Origin of the sequence: Flectobacillus longus (assembly GCF_030056705.1) — a bacterium.
Taxonomy (GTDB): Bacteria; Bacteroidota; Bacteroidia; order Cytophagales; family Spirosomataceae; genus Flectobacillus; species Flectobacillus longus.
In genome coordinates this window covers 129,847-148,615 of sequence record NZ_JASHIC010000024.1, presented here as the reverse complement: position 1 = coordinate 148,615, position 18,769 = coordinate 129,847, and the positions used below count along the sequence as shown (strand labels likewise).

Annotated in this window: 14 protein-coding genes; 4 read left to right on the top strand and 10 right to left on the bottom strand. The window is 37.5% G+C overall.

The window, feature by feature from the left end:
- Nucleotides 1–243: 243 nt before the first annotated feature.
- Nucleotides 244–1,128, bottom strand: a complete 885-nt coding sequence (locus QM491_RS18225) for a fructosamine kinase family protein (RefSeq protein WP_283328980.1) — start codon at nt 1,126–1,128, stop codon at nt 244–246.
- A 147-nt stretch (nt 1,129–1,275) separates the two neighbouring features.
- Between QM491_RS18225 and QM491_RS18220 the strand changes: the two genes are divergently transcribed.
- Together QM491_RS18220 and QM491_RS18215 are read left to right on the top strand one after the other, a co-directional pair.
- Nucleotides 1,276–1,578, top strand: a complete 303-nt coding sequence (locus tag QM491_RS18220) for a (2Fe-2S) ferredoxin domain-containing protein (protein WP_283328979.1) — start codon at nt 1,276–1,278, stop codon at nt 1,576–1,578.
- Nucleotides 1,579–1,704: 126 nt separating this feature from the next.
- Nucleotides 1,705–2,322, top strand: coding sequence for a hypothetical protein (locus QM491_RS18215; RefSeq protein ID WP_283328978.1), 618 nt, complete (start codon nt 1,705–1,707; stop codon nt 2,320–2,322).
- Between the two features lie 86 nt (nt 2,323–2,408).
- Here the strand turns inward: QM491_RS18215 and QM491_RS18210 are convergent, their stop codons facing one another.
- The 7 genes from QM491_RS18210 to QM491_RS18180 form a co-directional block, all read right to left on the bottom strand.
- On the bottom strand, nt 2,409–3,098 hold the full coding sequence (locus QM491_RS18210; RefSeq protein WP_283328977.1) for a YjjG family noncanonical pyrimidine nucleotidase: 690 nt from the start codon (nt 3,096–3,098) through the stop codon (nt 2,409–2,411).
- A gap of 220 nt (nt 3,099–3,318) precedes the next feature.
- Nucleotides 3,319–4,485 carry an AIR synthase related protein gene (locus QM491_RS18205; protein ID WP_283328976.1) on the bottom strand — a complete coding sequence of 389 codons (1,167 nt, stop codon included), beginning with the start codon at nt 4,483–4,485 and terminating at the stop codon, nt 3,319–3,321.
- A 160-nt stretch (nt 4,486–4,645) separates the two neighbouring features.
- Nucleotides 4,646–4,840 carry a hypothetical protein gene (locus QM491_RS18200; RefSeq protein WP_283328975.1) on the bottom strand — a complete coding sequence of 65 codons (195 nt, stop codon included), beginning with the start codon at nt 4,838–4,840 and terminating at the stop codon, nt 4,646–4,648.
- A gap of 6 nt (nt 4,841–4,846) precedes the next feature.
- Complete coding sequence (locus QM491_RS18195) at nt 4,847–5,353, bottom strand: helix-hairpin-helix domain-containing protein (RefSeq protein ID WP_283328974.1); 507 nt, start codon at nt 5,351–5,353, stop codon at nt 4,847–4,849.
- 18 nt (nt 5,354–5,371) lie between these two features.
- Nucleotides 5,372–6,244 carry an OmpA family protein gene (locus QM491_RS18190; RefSeq protein WP_283328973.1) on the bottom strand — a complete coding sequence of 291 codons (873 nt, stop codon included), beginning with the start codon at nt 6,242–6,244 and terminating at the stop codon, nt 5,372–5,374.
- Between the two features lie 172 nt (nt 6,245–6,416).
- On the bottom strand, nt 6,417–7,688 hold the full coding sequence (locus tag QM491_RS18185) for a metallophosphoesterase (RefSeq protein ID WP_283328972.1): 1,272 nt from the start codon (nt 7,686–7,688) through the stop codon (nt 6,417–6,419).
- A gap of 134 nt (nt 7,689–7,822) precedes the next feature.
- Complete coding sequence (locus tag QM491_RS18180; RefSeq protein ID WP_283328971.1) at nt 7,823–8,965, bottom strand: FAD-dependent monooxygenase; 1,143 nt, start codon at nt 8,963–8,965, stop codon at nt 7,823–7,825.
- Between the two features lie 120 nt (nt 8,966–9,085).
- Between QM491_RS18180 and QM491_RS18175 the strand changes: the two genes are divergently transcribed.
- Together QM491_RS18175 and QM491_RS18170 are read left to right on the top strand one after the other, a co-directional pair.
- Entirely contained in the window at nt 9,086–9,682 is a 597-nt protein-coding gene (locus QM491_RS18175; RefSeq protein ID WP_283328970.1) for a TetR/AcrR family transcriptional regulator, read from the top strand.
- A gap of 272 nt (nt 9,683–9,954) precedes the next feature.
- Entirely contained in the window at nt 9,955–15,480 is a 5,526-nt protein-coding gene (locus QM491_RS18170; RefSeq protein WP_283328969.1) for an alpha-2-macroglobulin family protein, read from the top strand.
- Nucleotides 15,481–15,628: 148 nt separating this feature from the next.
- Here QM491_RS18170 and QM491_RS18165 read toward each other — a convergent pair whose 3' ends face one another.
- On the bottom strand, nt 15,629–17,671 hold the full coding sequence (locus tag QM491_RS18165; RefSeq protein ID WP_283328968.1) for a protein-disulfide reductase DsbD family protein: 2,043 nt from the start codon (nt 17,669–17,671) through the stop codon (nt 15,629–15,631).
- 20 nt (nt 17,672–17,691) lie between these two features.
- A complete protein-coding gene (locus QM491_RS18160) occupies nt 17,692–18,768 on the bottom strand; it encodes an alpha/beta hydrolase (protein ID WP_283328967.1) in 1,077 nt (358 codons plus the stop codon).
- Between the last annotated feature and the right edge of the window lies 1 nt (nt 18,769).

Here is an 18,769-nt window from a genome sequence, read left to right as displayed (position 1 = left end):
TTCTTCGCTACAATTCCTTTCCCGTCGTTTGGGAGTGCAAAATTCCCACTTTATTCCCAACCATCCAAATCTTTTTGACACTATTTTTAAAAGTTTTTTGTAAGTCGTTGATAACAAAAGCCTTAATTGTTAAATTTTTAATACAAATTTCAAGATAAAGTAACATAGCAACCTAGTAAGGTTGCTATGTAGGTAAATTACAACTTGATATAATACAATTTTCAGTCAAAATCTTTTTCTCCTCTATTCAAACTTTTTGATAATTTTTTCCACTGCATCCAAATATCCTCCCCCAAATAGATTCACATGCACCATTAATGGGTATAAGTTATATATAGGGATACGATCTCCGAAGCCATTTTCGATAGGATATACTTCATGGTATGCTTCGTAAAAGTTTGTGTCGAAGCCTCCAAACATGGTTGTAAAGGCAAGTTCTGCCTCTCGAAGACCATAATAACAGGCTGGGTCAACCAAGGCTACTTGTCCATTGGCATCTGTCATTACATTACCAGACCAAAGATCGCCATGAATAAGAGCGGGCTTTTCGTTTGGAATAAGCGAAGGTAGCTTCTGCACAAAACCCATTAAGCGTTCATACAACTCGGTAGTGATTCGTCTTTCATATAGTGCTAGTCCTGCCTGAACACGTAATCTTTTTTCTACAAAGAACTCTACCCCATTATTCATCCACTCATTACTCTGATGAAGGGCTCCTATATAATTGTTATAGTCGAGTCCATAATTGGGAGCAGTGTTTAAATGCAGCTTTGCTAATTTGCGTCCGAAGTCCTGCCAAAAGTCATTTTGACGATGGGCTGTTGAAAGGAATTCTAACATGAGATAGTCTTTATCCACAATTTTGCCAAAGTTGACAACTTTAGGAATTGACAACGCTCCAGTACTTCCTAATAACTCCAAGCTACGAGCTTCGGTTTCGAACATACCAGTGTGATCTCCTTGATTCCATTTTATAAAGAAATCACCTTCTTTGACTTTTACACGAACTGCCAAATTAAAATTTCCTCCATAAAAGAATTGGAAGTCCAAAATTTCAGGATTGTATCCTAAATTTTCGAAAAGTATAGATTCAATAAATTGGTATTGTTCCTGCGTTTGAAATGTCATGTGCGTAAATATCCTTATCTTTTTTGCTTTATCTCTAATGTCTTAACTTTCGTTAATGCCAAATTTACAATAAAAGACCTAAATTGCAGATAAAAGAATTATTGATTTAGCATAAGCTCAATCGTCTATTTAAACTCATTGTTATTTATGAAATACAAAAAGCACGTGTTTGTTTGTACAAACGTAAAGCCTGCTCCTAAAAAATGTTGTGGAGAAGAAAGAGGCATGGCATTGGTAAACGCTCTTAAAGATGAGCTTAAAGAAAAAGGACTTAATCTAGAAATCCGTGCTCAAAGAGCTGGATGTTTAGATGTATGTGCTTTTGGACCTTCAATGGTGGTATATCCTGAAGGTGTATTTTATGGTAATGTAGAATTATCTGATATTCCTGAAATTGTAGAAAGTCATCTAGCAAACGATAAAGTAGTAGAGCGTTTGGTAATTGCATAGTATTGAGGCATTGTCGACAGGTATAAAGTGATTTGAGAAAGTAGTTTTGAATCACTTTATACTTTTCATCAATTTTATAGAGTATCTAAAGTTTTTCCATTTTTAAAGTCTTTTGACGCTTTTACTATGATTCGCGTTTATCCGACCCTTTTAAATACATTTTCTTTGTTTTTACATGAAAAAACTAACTCAGAAGGAAATCTGATGGTCGACCTTCAGGAAATGTTAGATAGGATTAATCGTGTGCCTCGCCCAACAACCGAAGCGCAACAAAAAGGAATTGATTTTGAAAAGGCTATTACGACGGGCGCCAACGAAGAAATGTTTTCAGAATATGTGATTGAAAAAACAAGAGCGCTTCTACCTCCTCGATATAAAACGCAAGTTTATACCGAAACTCGTTATAAAGACTGTATTATATATGGATATGTAGATATTGTTGGAAATAATAAGGCTATAGACTTAAAAAGTACAAGGGTATATACAGGACCAAAGTTTGAGTACAATCACCAGAACTTGTATTTATTGGGTTTACAAAATTATGGAATCAAAACACTGGACTATGTAATTACAGACTTTTCGGAGGTATACGTAGAAAGCTATCAGGTAGATAGCTATAATTTTTCGGAGCTTTATAAGGAAATAGATGCTTTTAGTGATTTTGTGAATAGTCATCGAAAGCAAATTAGAGATAAAAAGCTTTTTGTGGCTGAAGATGATCAGTCTCAGTTATCTTTATTTTAATCTTTTGTGAATTCAAGGGAATAAAAGCCTATTCTTTTATATACTATTCAATCAGCTTTTGTTCCCTATCCTTTCTTGAATCCTTTCTAAAGTATTTCCTTCAATTCACTCAAATGCTTGATTTCGTAAGTAGGGCGTTCGACATGACGTTGGTCGTTGGGGTTAAAGAAAACCGCATCAATTCCTACTTGCATTGCTCCCAGTACATCTGTATAGAAAGCATCCCCAATCATTAAACACTCTTTGGGCTTAGCATTCACTTGCTTGAGGGCATAGTGGAAAATTTCGGCGTCTGGCTTTTTGTATCCAGAATTTTGAGAGGTAATAATATGTTTAAAATAATGCTTAATTCCTCCACTGTTCATTTTCACATCTTGAATTTCGTCAAACCCATTGGTTATAATATGTAATGGGTATTTGGGGTTGAGATAATTCAGAATCTCTTTAGTATAAGGTAAAAGGTGAGGTTTTTTAGGAGAAATATCTAAATAGGTATCCGAAACTTGGTCGCATGATTCATGATTGTTGACACCTAGTTGAGAAAAAACCTGACGAAAACGGATATGGCGAAGTTCGGCCTGTGAGATTTTACTTCTTTCGTAATCTAACCAAAGTTTGTGATTGACTTCGTTGAATTTATGGTAAAACTGTTCGATTGAGGGAATACCAATTTCATGAAGCTTAAATAGCTCGAAAACTTCAGTCAAAGCAATTTTCGAGTTACGATGGTGATCCCACAATGTATGATCTAAATCAAAAAAGATATGTTTGTACATATTATGATGGTTGGATTTGGTCTTCGGGTTTGAGGAATTAACCTTTATTTTGCCCGAATTACCTTTTCATTACATTTCTCAAAGATAGATACCATATAATATAATAGGGAGTAAAAGCTTTGACCTTTACTCCCTATTATATTATTGATAGCTTCAATGATTAAGTCTTTTTGAAAAGCTTATCATTTTCACTCTTGACTCCTAGCAAATATTCTTTTTACTAATAAACAAATTCACCGTAAGGAGACTGAATTGTTACTTGCTTTTGTTCGGCACCCTCTACACGACCAATAATTTGAGCATTAATGCCAAATGATTTCGAAATGTCAATAATAGTTTGGGCATATTGAGGTTGTACATATACCTCAAGACGGTGTCCCATGTTGAAAACTTTGTACATTTCTTTGTAATCAGTGCCACTCTCTTCCTGAATCAATTTGAATAAAGGAGGTAATTCGAAAAGGTTATCTTTGATAATATGAAGATTATCGATAAAGTGTAACACTTTTGTTTGGGCTCCACCCGAGCAGTGTACCATTCCGTGAATGGCAGTGCGAAGCTCTTTCAACATCGCTTTTACTACAGGTGCATAAGTGCGAGTTGGTGATAAAATCAATTGTCCTACATTGAGAGGCGTACCTTCTACAGTTTCGGTTAATGATTTTGAGCCACTATATACTAAAGATTCGGGAACGGCAGGGTCAAAACTTTCGGTATATTTATCAGCTAAATAATGTCCTAAAACATCGTGACGTGCCGATGTAAGACCATTGCTTCCCATACCGCCATTGTAGCTATTTTCGTAAGTAGCTTGCCCAAAAGATTCAAGGCCTACGATAACATCTCCTGCCTGAATCGTATGATTTGAGATAACATCATCACGTTTCATACGAGCCACTACCGTAGAGTCAACGATAATGGTACGAACTAAATCACCCACATCGGCAGTTTCGCCACCTGTACTCCAGATACCAATGCCATTGTCACGAAGCATTTGGAGAATCTCCTCTGTTCCGTTGATAATTTCAGCAATTACTTCGCCAGGAATAAGGTTTTTATTACGACCAATTGTACTAGACAACAACATATTGTCTGTTGCACCCACACAAATTAAGTCATCGGTATTCATTACCACAGCATCTTGTGCGATACCTCTCCATACAGAAATATCACCTGTCTCTTTCCAATACAAGTAAGCCAACGATGATTTTGTACCTGCTCCATCGGCGTGCATAATATTGCAGTAAGCCTCATCGCCTCCCAACATATCAGGCGAAATTTTACAGAAAGCTTTTGGAAAAAGTCCCTTGTCTAATTTTTCGATTGCTTTATGTACGTCTTCTTTTGAGGCAGAAACACCTCTTTGTGCGTAACGTTCTTGGTTCACAGTAGTAATGAGTTAAACTAATTGGTATTGAGTCAACAGTGCTCAATGTCTAATTTTTTGCAAAAATACGAATTTATGACCAAAAGACTTGAACAACACCCCTATAAAGCACAAAAAAGCGCTTGGAGTTATACCAAAGCGCTTTTTGAGTGATTAAGTATTAGGAATTCTTTTGCTTTTGACAAGAGTTGAGTTCGTTAGCCGTTTCAGTCATTTGTTTTTTGAGAGACACATTTTGCGTATTAATTACCCATCTACCCAATAAAAAACCTATAAATGCAATAGCTAATAAAAGGATGAGCATTTCAGAAATAGCTACACCTTTTGAGAGTGGATTTAATGCTAATAGTATCATATCTTTTTATTCTTTTCCTTTATTTAAAATATCTTGCCAGTCTTCTAATTCTTGCCATTTTCCTGCCGAAGCTAATTCGGCTTGCCGAGGCCAAGTGCTTGGGTCGTGCATTTGAAAGCGTGGACCAGCTTCTTGCAAAACTTGCTTTAGTAAATGCGTTGACGCTTGACTCAATTGCACAAAAGTTAAAATACCATTTTGATTCAACAACTCTTCAATCTTTGGTCCGATGCCTTCGATTTTCTTTAAATCGTCGGGTTTTTCAACCATTGTATTATAGGTATTAGTAATAGTAGGTATTGAGATTGTAGAAGTATTAATAGGGGTAGATTTTACTAGACTTGCTTTACATGATTCTAATTGTGAATGAAGGTTACTTAGTTGATTTTGGAGAAAGCTCTTAGATTCTCCACTTCGATAGCCAATGATATACCCTAATACGCCAGCACCAACAAACATAATCAAATGTTGCCACCAAGCATTTTCGTGTAGAAGAGGATTTAATTCAAACATATTAGTAGAGAGTTAGGGTTAAAAAGATAAAACTACACGACGATTTTCTTTTCGTCCTTCTTCTGTATCGTTATCACCTTGAGGATTAGCTTTGCCTTGAGGTACAATTTTGAATTGCTCAGGAGAAAGTCCTTTTCGAACAAAAAAGTCTTGTACATTTTGGGCTCTTCGTGCCGATAGTTTCAGGTTTAACTCGTCAGAGCCTTTGTTATCGGTATATCCTGTTAGTGTAACTTGCTGATTAGGATGTGCTTTAAGATATGTAATGGTATTTTCTAGTTTTTCATCTATTTCTCCAGAATGGCTAAAATCTGTTTTAGCATAAGGAAAATATAAAGTGAGATTAGGAGAAGATTCAACGTTTGACGAAGTTTCACTTTGTGGTGCTACTCGCTTAAATATCACATCTATTCCACCAATAAGCGTATATGCTTGAAAATATAAAGAATCACTTAATACGCCATCGGTAATAATGGATTGTTGAATGCCTTTTTCTCCTAAAATAATGCTCTTCAAAGCTTCGGCACGAGCAATACCCAGATTAGCAAATTGTGTGTTATTCTTTTCATTGGAAGCATATTTCCCAATCAAAAGCATTTGTAGCGATGGATTTTTGGCGAGATAGTCCTTGAGTTGTTCTAGCTGAGGTTGTACCTCCAAAACATTAGGTATTTCGCCAGACTGAGGGAATTTGATATTACCAGAAGATGTCAGTGAAAGACCGTCTGAATGATGAATATCAAAGGAGGGTTTAGTCAAGGTATTTGCAGATGAAACTGATTTTATAAGGGGTTCATCACAAACTTCCTTGATTTTGCAGACATGCCAGTAAGTCGAACCAGCAATCCATGCCGTTAGGGCAATCAGCCAAGGTAAAGTATTTTTTTGCATAGCCAAAGAATTTATTTTTTATAAGACAATGGCTAAAACTCTAGGTCACAAAGGATTATTGATATTTTTGTAAATATTTATAAGAAAAGAAATTTAGGAAAAAGGAAGGAAGTTGTTTTTATAAAAAAACGATGCCAAGAAAATCTCAGCATCGTTCGATATATCCATACTATTAAGCTTTCGTTAATTCAAAAACGGTAATTTCTGGTGGCATTCCTACACGCCCTGGATACCCTATGTAACCATAGCCTCGGTTTACATAAAGCTTCTGATTATCCTGTTCATACAAACCTGCCCATTGTTTGTACACATATTGCGCTGGCGACCAAGTGGTATCTCCTACCGTAATGCCAAACTGTGTACCATGTGTATGCCCCGAAAACATGACGTCAATGTCTTTGTATTTAGTATTTACTTCTTTATCCCAGTGAGTCGGGTCATGCGATAATAATAATTTTACAGCAGCTTCGTCGGTACCTTTTACCGCTTTTGCCAAGTCACCATACGAGTGAAAACGATTTTGCCCACTGATATTTTGCACGCCAATAATCGCTAGTTTTTCGCCATTTTGTTCAATAAAGCGATTTTCGTCATTGAGGATATCCCAACCCATTACTTTATGGGCATGAATCAAATTATTAAGATTTTTTTGCTTAGCAGCAGGAGAAGCCCATTGTACGTAGTCACCATAGTCATGGTTTCCTAATGTAGAAAATACACCTAGAGGTGCTTTTACTTTTCCAAACAAATCAATGTATTCTTGTACCTCCACGGCTTGGTTATTAACTAGGTCTCCTGTAAAGAATACCATATCAGGCTTGGCGTTGAGCACCATTTCGATACCTCCTTTTACGGCTACTTTGTTAAAAAAGCTTCCTGAGTGAATATCCGAAATTTGAGCAATCGTCAATCCTTCAAATTCTTTTGGCAAATTGGGTAAAGCCAACTTTACTTTACGAATACGATAATCATGCGCTCCTGACAAAATCCCCCAAGTCATGGCTACCGCAGGAACTGTACCTGCAATAACAGCAGTTTTCATCAAAAACTCTGAGCGAGTAATGGGTTCTCCTTGAGACGTAGCTGTGGTACTGGCAGGAGTTGAATTAGTGAGCATTTGTACTTTTTGTACCACCCAACGGATCAATCTTCCTATGTCATCAATTAATAAGAAAAGTACAACGAAGATTTTTGAAAGGTAATTCATAAAAATACCTACCATAATCCATGTTCTTATATTCTTGCCTAGCAAATCAGGATTGGTAAAATTATATAACCAAAGACCTACAAGAGAGAGAGTTGTCAAACCCCAAAAGATATATCGAGCAGACTGTTGTATCGTTTGTGAAAAATTTTGTACAGATACCTTTACGGCTTGCCAAACGTAATAATCTATTACCAGAAAGATAGCAGTCACCACAGGTATTATTATCAGCTTATTCATCGGAGAGTTGGGATAGTTGAATTTTTATTTCGCTATGTGGAAAGAACAAGCGAAGCTTTCTGAAGGTTTCTTTTGGTCTTTTTTTCTGGATAAAAGGTAGTTTTTCTATTTCTTCGGAAAATTTTATCTCTTTTCTAAAAATCTATCTCATACAAAAACTCATATTGCTTATCTCGTAGCCTGTCGGGCGTACGTTTCATGACCCAGTTACGAATCTTAATCAAAAAGGGATTTTCGAGCTGCGCAAGCTTGCCTACATTCCAGCTATTATTCACTACTTTGATAACCCTAGCCATACGCTTTTGTTCAAAATCTTTAGTAATCTTCTGCCAATCAGGCTCTTGCTTCATGATATTGTATAATACCAAGGCATCTTCTATGGCCTGACAAGCCCCTTGTCCCATATTGGGTGTAGTAGCATGCGCTGCATCACCTAACAACAATACTCTATCAAAAGCCCATTGGTGAATGGGTTCTATATCATACAAATCATGTTGCATAAAATTGTTGATAGCAGTAGCTGACAAAATTTGAGGTATAGGAAATTGATAATGAGCAAAATGTTTTGCCAAATCGGCAGGAGTATAATGGCGATAGTGAGGGTCATTTACGGAAGCATTGATACACACAAAGTAATACACATGGGTATCTGAAATAGGTACAAATCCAAAACGACCTTTAGCGCCCCAAGCCTCAAAAGCTTTGTTGATATCACAAGGAATATCGCTAATATCGACCAGCGCACGCCAGCAGGTATATCCCGAATATCGCAAGCGACTGTTGGGAAGTAACTTTTTGCGCACAATTGAATGTATTCCATCTCCTGCTATCATCACATCAGCTTCGACTTGCGTCTCATCTTCGAAGGTGACAGATACCGATTGAGCATTTTGGGTAAAATCTTTGAGCTTTTTTCCAAGTTGAATAGTGCCTTCTTGTAATTCAGAAGCTAAAATATGGTGTAAATCATAACGAGCTATTGTAAAATTCCCAATACCATATTTTTCAAAAAACCGATGGGCATATACCTCCGAAAGCACATTTCCTTGATCGTCGACTACCTCAAAAGAACTAACAATTCGTCCTGCTTGGATGATTTTTTGTTCAATCCCTAGTTTTCGTAGCGCCGTCATGGCATTGGCAGCCAATACAATTCCTGCGCCCAGAGCTTTGATTTCACTACTTTGTTCATAGACAACCACTTCGTGTCCTAACTGTTGTAAAGCAATAGCAGTGGTAAGTCCGCCAATACCTGCTCCGATAATGATTACTTTCATGACTGAAAAGGCTTTTTAGAATTTAGAACAAATGTACTAAAAGTATTCATCTATAGAACATTTGTTCTAAAAATATTATCTTTAACCAAAAATCATTTAAAATTTTACCTGTAATACATCATGGTATTATCAACAAAAGACAAGATTTTGGCAAAAGCCCTTATTCTTTTCAATGAACAAGGTTCTGACTTTGTTACCGTACGACACATAGCGAGTGAATTGGGAATAAGTCATGGGAATTTATGCTATCATTTTGCTAATACCGATGTGATTATTGAAGCCCTTTATCAACAGCTTGTGGATAAACTCAATGAGTTGACAAAAGAAATGACTGGTTTATCCGAAAATCAGCTAATAATCCTGTATCAATTAAGCTATCGAAGTTTTGAGATTTTGTATCAATATCGATTCTTGATGTTAGATTTTGTCAGAATCATGCGCCGAATTCCAGCTATCAAGTTACATTTCAAGGCACTAATGCAAATTCGACAAGAGCAGTTCACGCATATCATTGCCTCGATGCAATCCAATGGCTTCATTGATATTCCCGAAAAAAATATTGCACCTTTAATCGAGCAGGCTTTGCTGTTCGGAGATTTCTGGATTTCACGTGCAGAGATTTTATTTGATGGAAATGAACAAGAAAAAATAGCCTATTATCACAAAACTTTTTACGCACTATTTGAACCCTATTTATGTGATAATGCGGAATGGTGATTTCTGATTTCGGAAATAGTTGTTTCATCACTAATTCAAGTCTTTGTCTTGGACTTATTTTATTATAATAGTTTAATAAAGCTAGTACCCAAACCTCCTCAGCCATTTACTATATTTTTTGCATTTTTGTTGTGAATACTTCAAAGATTTAGGAACTTCTTGCGTTAATTCAAAAGTTTGGTTTTTTTGTACCAAATCACTTGAGCATAACCTGTAATAAGCCCGCAAAGTAACCCTAAATTTCTCGATTGTTTCAATCGTCTATCTTAACAATGAAAGCGCTTCGTCCTTCTAATCTTTTAGTACAATTATCTTTCTTTTTCTTGCTAATACTTAGTTCTTGTTCTCATTTTGGTGATGTAACAATTAGTGGTACCAATTTCGAAGAGGAAATTAATCAAACCCAAAATCTAGTTTTCACCTTCAACAAAGACCTTGTTCCTGTTTCGGAGCTCAATACGTGGTATTCGACCGACTATATTGAGTTTTCGCCTAAAGTCGAAGGACGATTTAAATGGACTGCCCCCAACGAATTAGTATTCTCCCCTGCTGTAGGTTTTGACCCAGCTACCGAATATACCGCCGAGATAAACAAGTTGGTTTTGCACAAAGCTTCCGAAAAATATGACCTTGATACCGAAACACTCAAATTTCATACGCCTTATTTGGCACTAGATAAAACGGAAAGTTACTGGGCAAAATCTAGTAGCTCGACTCAGGGAACTGCTATTTTGAAATTACATTTCAACTATGCTGTTAATCCGCAGGAAGTTGCCAAATTGTTGAAAATCACAGGCGAGAAAGAACAAGAAGTCAAAACTCAGATTGTACAAACCGATGCATCCTCGCTGGTTCTTGTACGCATACAAGATAACATTGCATCACAGGGCGGTTCGCTCAAAGTGAGCATTGACAAAGGGCTTTCATTGCCTTCTTCTCGCTACACTACTTCAGAGACGATAGAATCCGATATTCAACTGTCAGACCCAAGTAGTTTGGAGGTTCAAGAGGTGGAAAATGGATTTAGTAATAATAAAGGCTATATCAAAGTCTTATTCAACCAAGCTATTTCACCTGAAAGTATTTCGAATGCCTACCAAGTATCTATCAATGGTTCTTCTTCACAAAATGAAGAAACAGTAGAAGCGGTCATTGAATATGATTCCTTGGGCAATCCGATACAAAAAGTAAAAGAAGCTCCTAAAAAGGCTGACAATCCTAAAGTTGATACCAAATACGAGGTAATCGAAAATGGCTTTGTTATTTCTGGCGATTTCAATGAATCAGATACTTATTTACTTGAACTCAAAACGCAACTCAAAAGTGTATTAGGTGTCAATTTGTCTGACAGCTATACCAAAGATGTGTATTTTGGACAAATGCCTGCTTCTTTGGCTTTTGTGAATAAAAAGGCAACCTATTTGAGTTCAAAAGGACATAAAAATATTGCCTTAAATATTGTCAACATTCCTCGAGTGAATGTAAAAATTGCGAAGATTTATGAAAATAATATTCTGAATTTTTTACGTCAAAATCGTTACCAAGACTATGACTACGAAAATGAGAGTGGCGGAAACAATAAGTCTTTTGTCTACTATGAAGACGAGTCAGGTTTGTATTCGGACATTTTGGTCAACAAAATGGTAGAAACTACCAATCTTCCAAAGTCTAAAGGCGTTCATGCCCTTAATTTATCTTTGCCTGACCAAAACAATTTGAAAGGAATCTATTTGGTAAGTGTCAACTCTACAGATGAGTATTATCAAAATGCCACCAAATTGGTGAGTATTTCAGATATTGGACTAATTACCAAACAAGCCGATGGTGAATTATTTGTATTTGCCAATTCTATCAAAACAACCGAACCTATTAGCAATGTTGAAATAGCACTGATTTCTACCAATAACCAAACTATCCAAAAACTTACCACCGATAGCAAAGGCGTTGCAGTATTTAAAGATTTCAAAGAAAGTGGCTTTAAGGTTGCGATGCTTACCGCACATACAAGTGACGATTTCAACTATTTGTTTTTGGAAGATACTCAAGTCGAAACTTCTCGATTTGAGGTAGAAGGCAAACGTAGTAACGTTTCAGGGTTTGAAGCCTTTATGTATGGCGACCGAGATATTTATCGCCCAGGCGAAAATATTAACTTGAATACTATTATTCGTACTAATCAATGGAAATCAGTTGGTAGAATTCCTATAAAATTACGCATCCTTATGCCTAATGGTAAAGAATGGAAAAGTTTCCATCTCGAAACCAATGAGCAAGGAGCCGTTGCCTTGTCTATCCCAACTGAGCGTTCCAATGTGACAGGAACCTATGTTTTGGAAGTTCTAAATGGTAACGATATTATTCTGGCATCTCGAAATATTTCGATTGAAGAGTTTATGCCCGACCGTATCAAGGTGGATGTAAATACGAATAAACCATTTTATCGAACTGGCGAAATTTTGCAGGTGAATGCCACAGCCACTAATTTGTTTGGTCCTCCTGCCTCTAATCGTAACTATGAAATGGAGATGAAGTTGTCGCGTAAAGTTTTCCAACCAAAAGGATTTGAAAACTTTGTTTTTGATGTGCAAGACAATACAGCATTTGAGGGAATCATGCGCCAAGGTGTTACCAATGAAAATGGTATTGCTTCCGAAAACTTCCAATTACCCGCAACCATGGCAGACATGGGTGTGATAGAAGCAAAAACATACGTAACTGTTTTTGATGAAACAGGACGCCCAGTAAATCGCTTGAAAAAGTCGGACATTTTTACCCAAAATGTATTTTATGGAATTGGGTTAAATGATACCTATCTAAGTACCAACTCACCCGTACAGATTCCTTTGGTAGCACTCAACAAAGACGCTCAGGGTGTGAGTACGCAGGGAAAAGTCGAAATTGTTCGTTTCGATTATCAAACTGTTATTGAAAAGAATTCAGATAATTCACTGAAATACACTTCCAAAAAGCAGACTAAGGTTGTATATGGTCGTATGGTAGATTTTAGTCAAGGAAAAGCTTCTATCAACTTTGTGCCAACGATTTCGGGTGAATACGAGATTCGGGTGCATCGTAATGGGGCTAAAACTTGGACAGCACAAACTTTCTATGCTTATAGTTGGGGCAGTACTGAAAACTCTTCGTTTGAAGTAAATACCGAAGGACAGGTTACCATGACTTTTGACAAAGAAAAATACCAAACCGGCGATAAGGTAAAAGTATTATTCAAAACGCCATTTGCAGGAAAACTACTTGTGACGATAGAGCGCAACAAAGTACTGGAATACCATTATTTGGATACTGATAAAAAATCAGCAGAGTTGAGCTTCAAAGTGGATAACGAATATTTACCAAACGTGTACGTATCGGCTACGCTCATTCGTCCACTCGATGATTCGAATATGCCTCTTACGGTAGCGCATGGTTATGCTCCTGTCATGGTCGAAGAAGAAGATAGTCGTTTGCCTATCGAAATTGCGGCGGTAGAAAGATCAAGGTCAAAAACTTCACAAATCATTAAGGTAAAAACCAAAGCTAATACCGCTGTTACAATAGCTGTGGTAGATGAAGGTATTTTGCAATTGAAAAATTTCAAAACACCCGACCCTCACGCTCATTTCTATCAAAAACAAGCTTTGGAGGTCAATAGCTATGATTTATATCCTTTCTTATTGCCAGAAATCGCCATTCGTCAATCGTCGAGTATGGGAGGTGATGGTTATGATTTGGAAAAACGCGTTAATCCATTGACAAATGGACGTGTTAATCTCGTGGCAATTTGGTCAGGTGAAATCACGACGAATTCGAGTGGAGAAGCTAGTATCAAGGTTGATATTCCTCAGTTTTCGGGAGATTTACGCATTATGGCGATTGGTTATAAAGACGAAGCCTTTGGTTCGGCGACCAAAAACATGAAAGTGGCAGACCCATTGGTTATCAGTACGGCGCTTCCACGATTTGCTAGTCCGAACGATGAAATTCAAGTTCCTGTAAACATTACCAATACCACCAAACAAAATGCTGTGGTATTAGCCAATATTGCCACTTCTGGAGGATTAGCCATTACGACTACACGTCAACAAAAGGTTGTAGTTCCTGCCGAAAAAGAAGCGAGGGTATATTTTAGTGTAAAAGCTTCACCAGTGATTGGCTTGGGCAAAGTAGTCATTAGTGTCAATGGTTTGAAAGAGAAATTTACCGAAAGCACCGGACTTAGTATTCGTCCGAGTACCTCATTATTAAAAACTAGTTCTTCGGGTATAATCGCTGCTAATCAGAGTAAATCAATTGCTTCGGGAGCTGAAAATTTCATCCCAAGCTCGATTTCTTCACAACTGATTTTGAGTAAATCGCCGATGGTGCAGTTTATTGACAAATTCGAACATTTGTTAGGATATCCTTATGGATGTATCGAGCAGGTAACGTCCAAAGCTTTTCCTCAGCTATATTTCAAAGATTTTGTAGGATTAATTCAAAAAGGGAAAAAACCACAAATGAAATCAGGAGAAAATGAGCTAAATCCCAATACCAACATTATGGCGGCTATTCACAAAATAGAAACCCAACAATTACCTAATGGAGGTTTGGCTTATTGGACAGGCTCAGACAAAGAATCGTGGTGGGGCTCTATTTACGCTTGTCATTTTTTGATAGAAGCTCAAAAAGCAGATTACGAAATTAATATCAATACTCTTGGCAGACTATTAGAATACATTAACAATCGATCAAACAAGAAAGAAACAGAATCGGCATCGTTGTACGACCCAGCTACTGGTTCAAGTACTCAAAGCACCATTGCAAGTCGTGAAAATATTTATGGTTTGTATGTTTTGGCATTATCTGGAAAACCTAATCGTGCGGTAATGAATTATTACAAAGCCAATCAACAGCTTTTGAGTTTGGATGAGCGCTATTTATTAGCAGGAGCTTTTGCTCAAATTGGTGACCCAAAAAGTCAGGGAAGTATCATGCCTAATCAATTTGTGATGAACAATGATTCACGTCAAAGTGGTGGAAACTTCAATTCGCCAATTAGAGAACTTGCTCTTACCCTCAATACCTTGGTAGATGTAGACCCTCAAAACTTGCAAATTCCAGTTTTAGCTAGATTATTATCACAGAGTATCGCAACCCAAAAATGGCTTTCGACCCAAGAAGAAGCCTTTAGTTTCTTGGCATTGGGTAAAATTGCCCGTAAAGCACAGACCAATCAAATTACGGCTTCTGTTCGTTCAGGAAAACAAATAGGGAATTTCAGTGGTGCTGATTTATTGATGAAAAACTTAGCTCCAACCTCCAGTGTAAGTACTAAAGGAAAAGGCGCATTGTATTATTTCTTATCAAGTGAGGGATTATCGGCCAATAGCCAATTTGTTCAGGAAGATAATTTCTTACAAGTGCGAAGAACCTATTACACTCGTTCGGGACAAGTGATTGGTCAAAATCGATTTAAACAAAATCAATTGATTGTTGTAAAAGTTACGTTGTCGAGTCAAGTACCAACAGACAATATTGTAATTACAGATATGCTTCCAGCAGGTTTTGAAATCGAAAACCCACGCCTCAACGCCGACCGAGAGCTTACGTGGTTAAAAGACCAAGCCTCACCTGAGCATTTCGATATTCGTGATGATCGTATCAATTTCTTTACAAGCATCAATGGTACCAGTAAGAGCTTTTACTATTTGGTAAGAGCGGTATCTAAAGGGAAATTCACCCAAGGTCCCGTAAGTGCTGATGCCATGTACAACGCTGACTTGAGAAGCTACCACGGTGCAGGAAGTGTAACAGTGGAATAGTTTTAGAATGCTGAATCGTGAGTGCTTTTTTAGTTATCAGTACATCATAAATTTTAATATGAAAAAGGCGGTCGAAAATTATTTTTCGACCGCCTTTTTCATGAATATTCAATAAATTTCTATTGCCTGCGCAAATTCACCGCTTCCTTTATAGATACTTCTCTACGCCAGTTTTCAAATATTGAGCAAATGCAGCAATGTCAAAATTAGCCCCTTGTGGGTTTTGAAGTACCTGCTCGTTACGAGGGTCGATTAGTACATAGTATGGTTGCGAATTGGATTTGAAACGAGTCGTTTGCAAAACACTCCATTTTTTCCCTAATGTTTTAACAAGCTTTCCATCTATTTCTTTTTGTTCCTCAACAGGTAGTTCGGTACGGTCATCCACATAAAGTTGAATCAACACATAATCATTTTTGATTTGATTCAATACCGATGCGTCGGGCCACACGCTTGCTTCCATTTTACGACAATTGACACAAGCATGACCTGTAAAGTCTATAAGCACTGGTTTTCCTACTTTTTTGGCATAAGCCATTCCTTCATCATAATCAAAGAACGCATCTAAGCCCAATGGCGCATGAAAAATTTCGCCGTACTTATGGGTATTGGTAGTAGAAATACTAGGTTGCCCCATCGAACGGGAATACAAATCAAAATCTTGAGTTTGTTGTGGTGGTAAAAAAGCTGAAATTGCTTTTAGAGGTGCACCCCAAAGTCCAGGCAACATATAGAGAGAGAAACTCAAAGAGATTACAGCCAAAAAGAAGCGAGGAACGCCAATTGTTTCGAGTGGTGTATCATGCGCAAAACGGATTTTACCTAATAAATAAAAGCCCAACAAGGCAAAAAGGATAATCCATAATACTAAAAATACCTCTCGATCCAACCACTCCCAGTGATAAGCCAAGTCTACATTTGATAAAAACTTTAAGGATAAAGCAAGCTCCAAAAACCCTAATACCACTTTTATAGAATTCAACCATCCTCCTGATTTTGGTAAAGTTTTGAGCCAAGATGGAAACATGGCAAAAAGTGTAAATGGTAAAGCCAAGGAAATAGCAAAACCTAACATTCCAACGGCTGGACCTAAAATAGCACCTGTAGTGGCAGCTTGTACAAGCAATGTTCCAATGATGGGTCCCGTGCAAGAAAACGACACTAGCGACAAGGTAGAGGCCATAAAGAATATGCCGAGATAACCTCCTTTATCCACCTTTTGATCTAGCTTATTCGCCCAGCTACTTGGCAAAACTAGCTCGAATGCCCCTAAAAATGACGCCGCAAAAATAACTAGCATCAAGAAAAAGATAAAGTTGAATACGCCATTTGAAGAGAGATTATTAAGCGCATCAGCTCCAAATACGATGGTTATGATTAAACCTAAGGCTACATAGATAATCACAATCGACAATCCATATACCAAGGAATCACGAATTCCTGCCGAACGACTTTCTGCTTGTTTGGTAAAAAAGCTTACGGTCATGGGAAGCAAAGGAAATATACATGGCATAAACACTGCTGCTAAGCCTCCAAGTAGTCCAGCAATAAAAGTCATCCACAACGAATCAGCATTAGTTTCGGTAGGTGGCGCCGTGACTGTTGCCTCGACAGATTTGACTACTGTATCACTTTTACTTTGTGGTAAGGTATCTTCTTTGAAAACTTTTTTGGTAACAGAGTCTTCAGTCTGTAATGGAATGATAGTTGGTTCCGCTACTGCTATTTCCTCCTCCACTCCTATGGCTTTAACAGGAATTTTAAAATCAACTTCCTCAGGCGGCAAACATCTTTCATCATCACAAACCATATATTCCAACGAACCCTTGATAACAGAATTAGGCTTTTTGAGTTTGAATTTCTGGGCAAAAACCGCCTGATTTTCAAACCAGCTAATATTCATATTGAAAGTTTTCTCAAAACCTTCCATCAACTTGGTACGTTCCTCTACCTTTCCAATAGGCTCGTATTCTTTAGATGATTTAAAAGAAAAGGTCGTCGGCAAAGGTCCTCCAGACTTTACATGTTGAGAATAGATATGCCATCCTGCATCTATTTGTGCAGTTAAAATCACTTCAACCTCACCTTTTTCTAAAGTTTTGGCACTAAACTTCCACGAAACAGGAGTAAATATCTGAGCCTGTCCCCAAAGAGACAGGCTACAGAAAAGCACGAAAAAGAGCTTTTTCATGAACTAGAACATTTAAAATCTTATTTGGTATGATTTACAATCCAATCGCCAATGGTTGTGAGCACTTGAGGTGGAAATGCCTTTTTGAGCTTACTATATTCGGCAGGAGTACAGTCTTGACAAGTTAAAAACAGGTGATTGACATCGGGAACCACAACGGTAGTAACATCCTTATTGCCTCCTTCTTTTGCTAACTTTTCAATGTTTGATAAATTATCTTGACAAGCAACAAACAAATCTTTATCGCCATTCAAAGCCAAAATCGGAGCCTTGATTTTTGGAATAAATTTGGCAGGGTCAAATGTTATATGATAACGATACCAAGCGCCAGTCGCTTGTATGGTATAAGAGTAAATGGGGAAACGAAAATGATCAAACTTAATATCTAAAGATTTCACATACTCATCATCCTTCTTTTTCCATGTATCATAGGTTTCCTGCATAGCCTTTGCCAAACCTAGAGAATCTTTTTCCACGTTGTCGTACACCGTCTGGAACATCAATTCATTGATTTCGTTATAGCGCTTTTTGTCATAATCAGGAATTTTGGCAGAAGCTACCAAGGCAGCGTTTTGCTTGCGCAAGGCATCTATTCCTTTGGTAGCCAAACCCGCCATACTAACTAAAAACGCAATATCCTTATGTCTTGAGCCAACAATAAAACTCACAGCACCACCTTCACTATGACCCAATAGTCCAATCTTTTTTGTATCTACCTGAGGCTGTTTTTTCAAAAAATCAATTCCTGCTTCTATATCTTGGGCAAAATCTTCAGTAGTTGCTTTCTGATAAATACCTGTTGTTTTGCCTACGCCTCGGTCGTCTATGCGCAAAACTGCAATACCTCGACTGTTGAGATAGCTAGCCAGTTCAGCAAAAAATTTAAATCCAGCCATTGAGCCATCACGATCTTGTGGACCTGTACCCGAGATAAAAATCACCGCAGGAACTTTCTTTGAATTGTCAGGTAAAGAAAACGTCGCCCCGTAGGTGATTTTACCTCTTGTATAAGTCACACTATCACTTTTTACTCCTTTTGCTTGAATCGTATAATTTACTACCAAGGCTAAAAGCACTCCTACTACTACACTTTTCATT

Excerpts from the sequence above, each read along its gene's own strand:
- QM491_RS18165 (WP_283328968.1), bottom strand. The coding sequence starts at position 17,671 with ATGAAAAAGCTCTTTTTCGTGCTTTTCTGTAGCCTGTCTCTTTGGGGA.
- QM491_RS18160 (WP_283328967.1), bottom strand. The coding sequence starts at position 18,768 with ATGAAAAGTGTAGTAGTAGGAGTGCTTTTAGCCTTGGTAGTAAATTAT.
- QM491_RS18225 (WP_283328980.1), bottom strand. The coding sequence starts at position 1,128 with ATGACATTTCAAACGCAGGAACAATACCAATTTATTGAATCTATACTT.
- QM491_RS18185 (WP_283328972.1), bottom strand. The coding sequence starts at position 7,688 with ATGAATAAGCTGATAATAATACCTGTGGTGACTGCTATCTTTCTGGTA.
- QM491_RS18180 (WP_283328971.1), bottom strand. The coding sequence starts at position 8,965 with ATGAAAGTAATCATTATCGGAGCAGGTATTGGCGGACTTACCACTGCT.
- QM491_RS18200 (WP_283328975.1), bottom strand. The coding sequence starts at position 4,840 with ATGATACTATTAGCATTAAATCCACTCTCAAAAGGTGTAGCTATTTCT.
- QM491_RS18215 (WP_283328978.1), top strand. The coding sequence starts at position 1,705 with ATGATTCGCGTTTATCCGACCCTTTTAAATACATTTTCTTTGTTTTTA.
- QM491_RS18195 (WP_283328974.1), bottom strand. The coding sequence starts at position 5,353 with ATGTTTGAATTAAATCCTCTTCTACACGAAAATGCTTGGTGGCAACAT.
- QM491_RS18170 (WP_283328969.1), top strand. The coding sequence starts at position 9,955 with ATGAAAGCGCTTCGTCCTTCTAATCTTTTAGTACAATTATCTTTCTTT.
- QM491_RS18210 (WP_283328977.1), bottom strand. The coding sequence starts at position 3,098 with ATGTACAAACATATCTTTTTTGATTTAGATCATACATTGTGGGATCAC.
- QM491_RS18175 (WP_283328970.1), top strand. The coding sequence starts at position 9,086 with ATGGTATTATCAACAAAAGACAAGATTTTGGCAAAAGCCCTTATTCTT.
- QM491_RS18220 (WP_283328979.1), top strand. The coding sequence starts at position 1,276 with ATGAAATACAAAAAGCACGTGTTTGTTTGTACAAACGTAAAGCCTGCT.
- QM491_RS18190 (WP_283328973.1), bottom strand. The coding sequence starts at position 6,244 with ATGCAAAAAAATACTTTACCTTGGCTGATTGCCCTAACGGCATGGATT.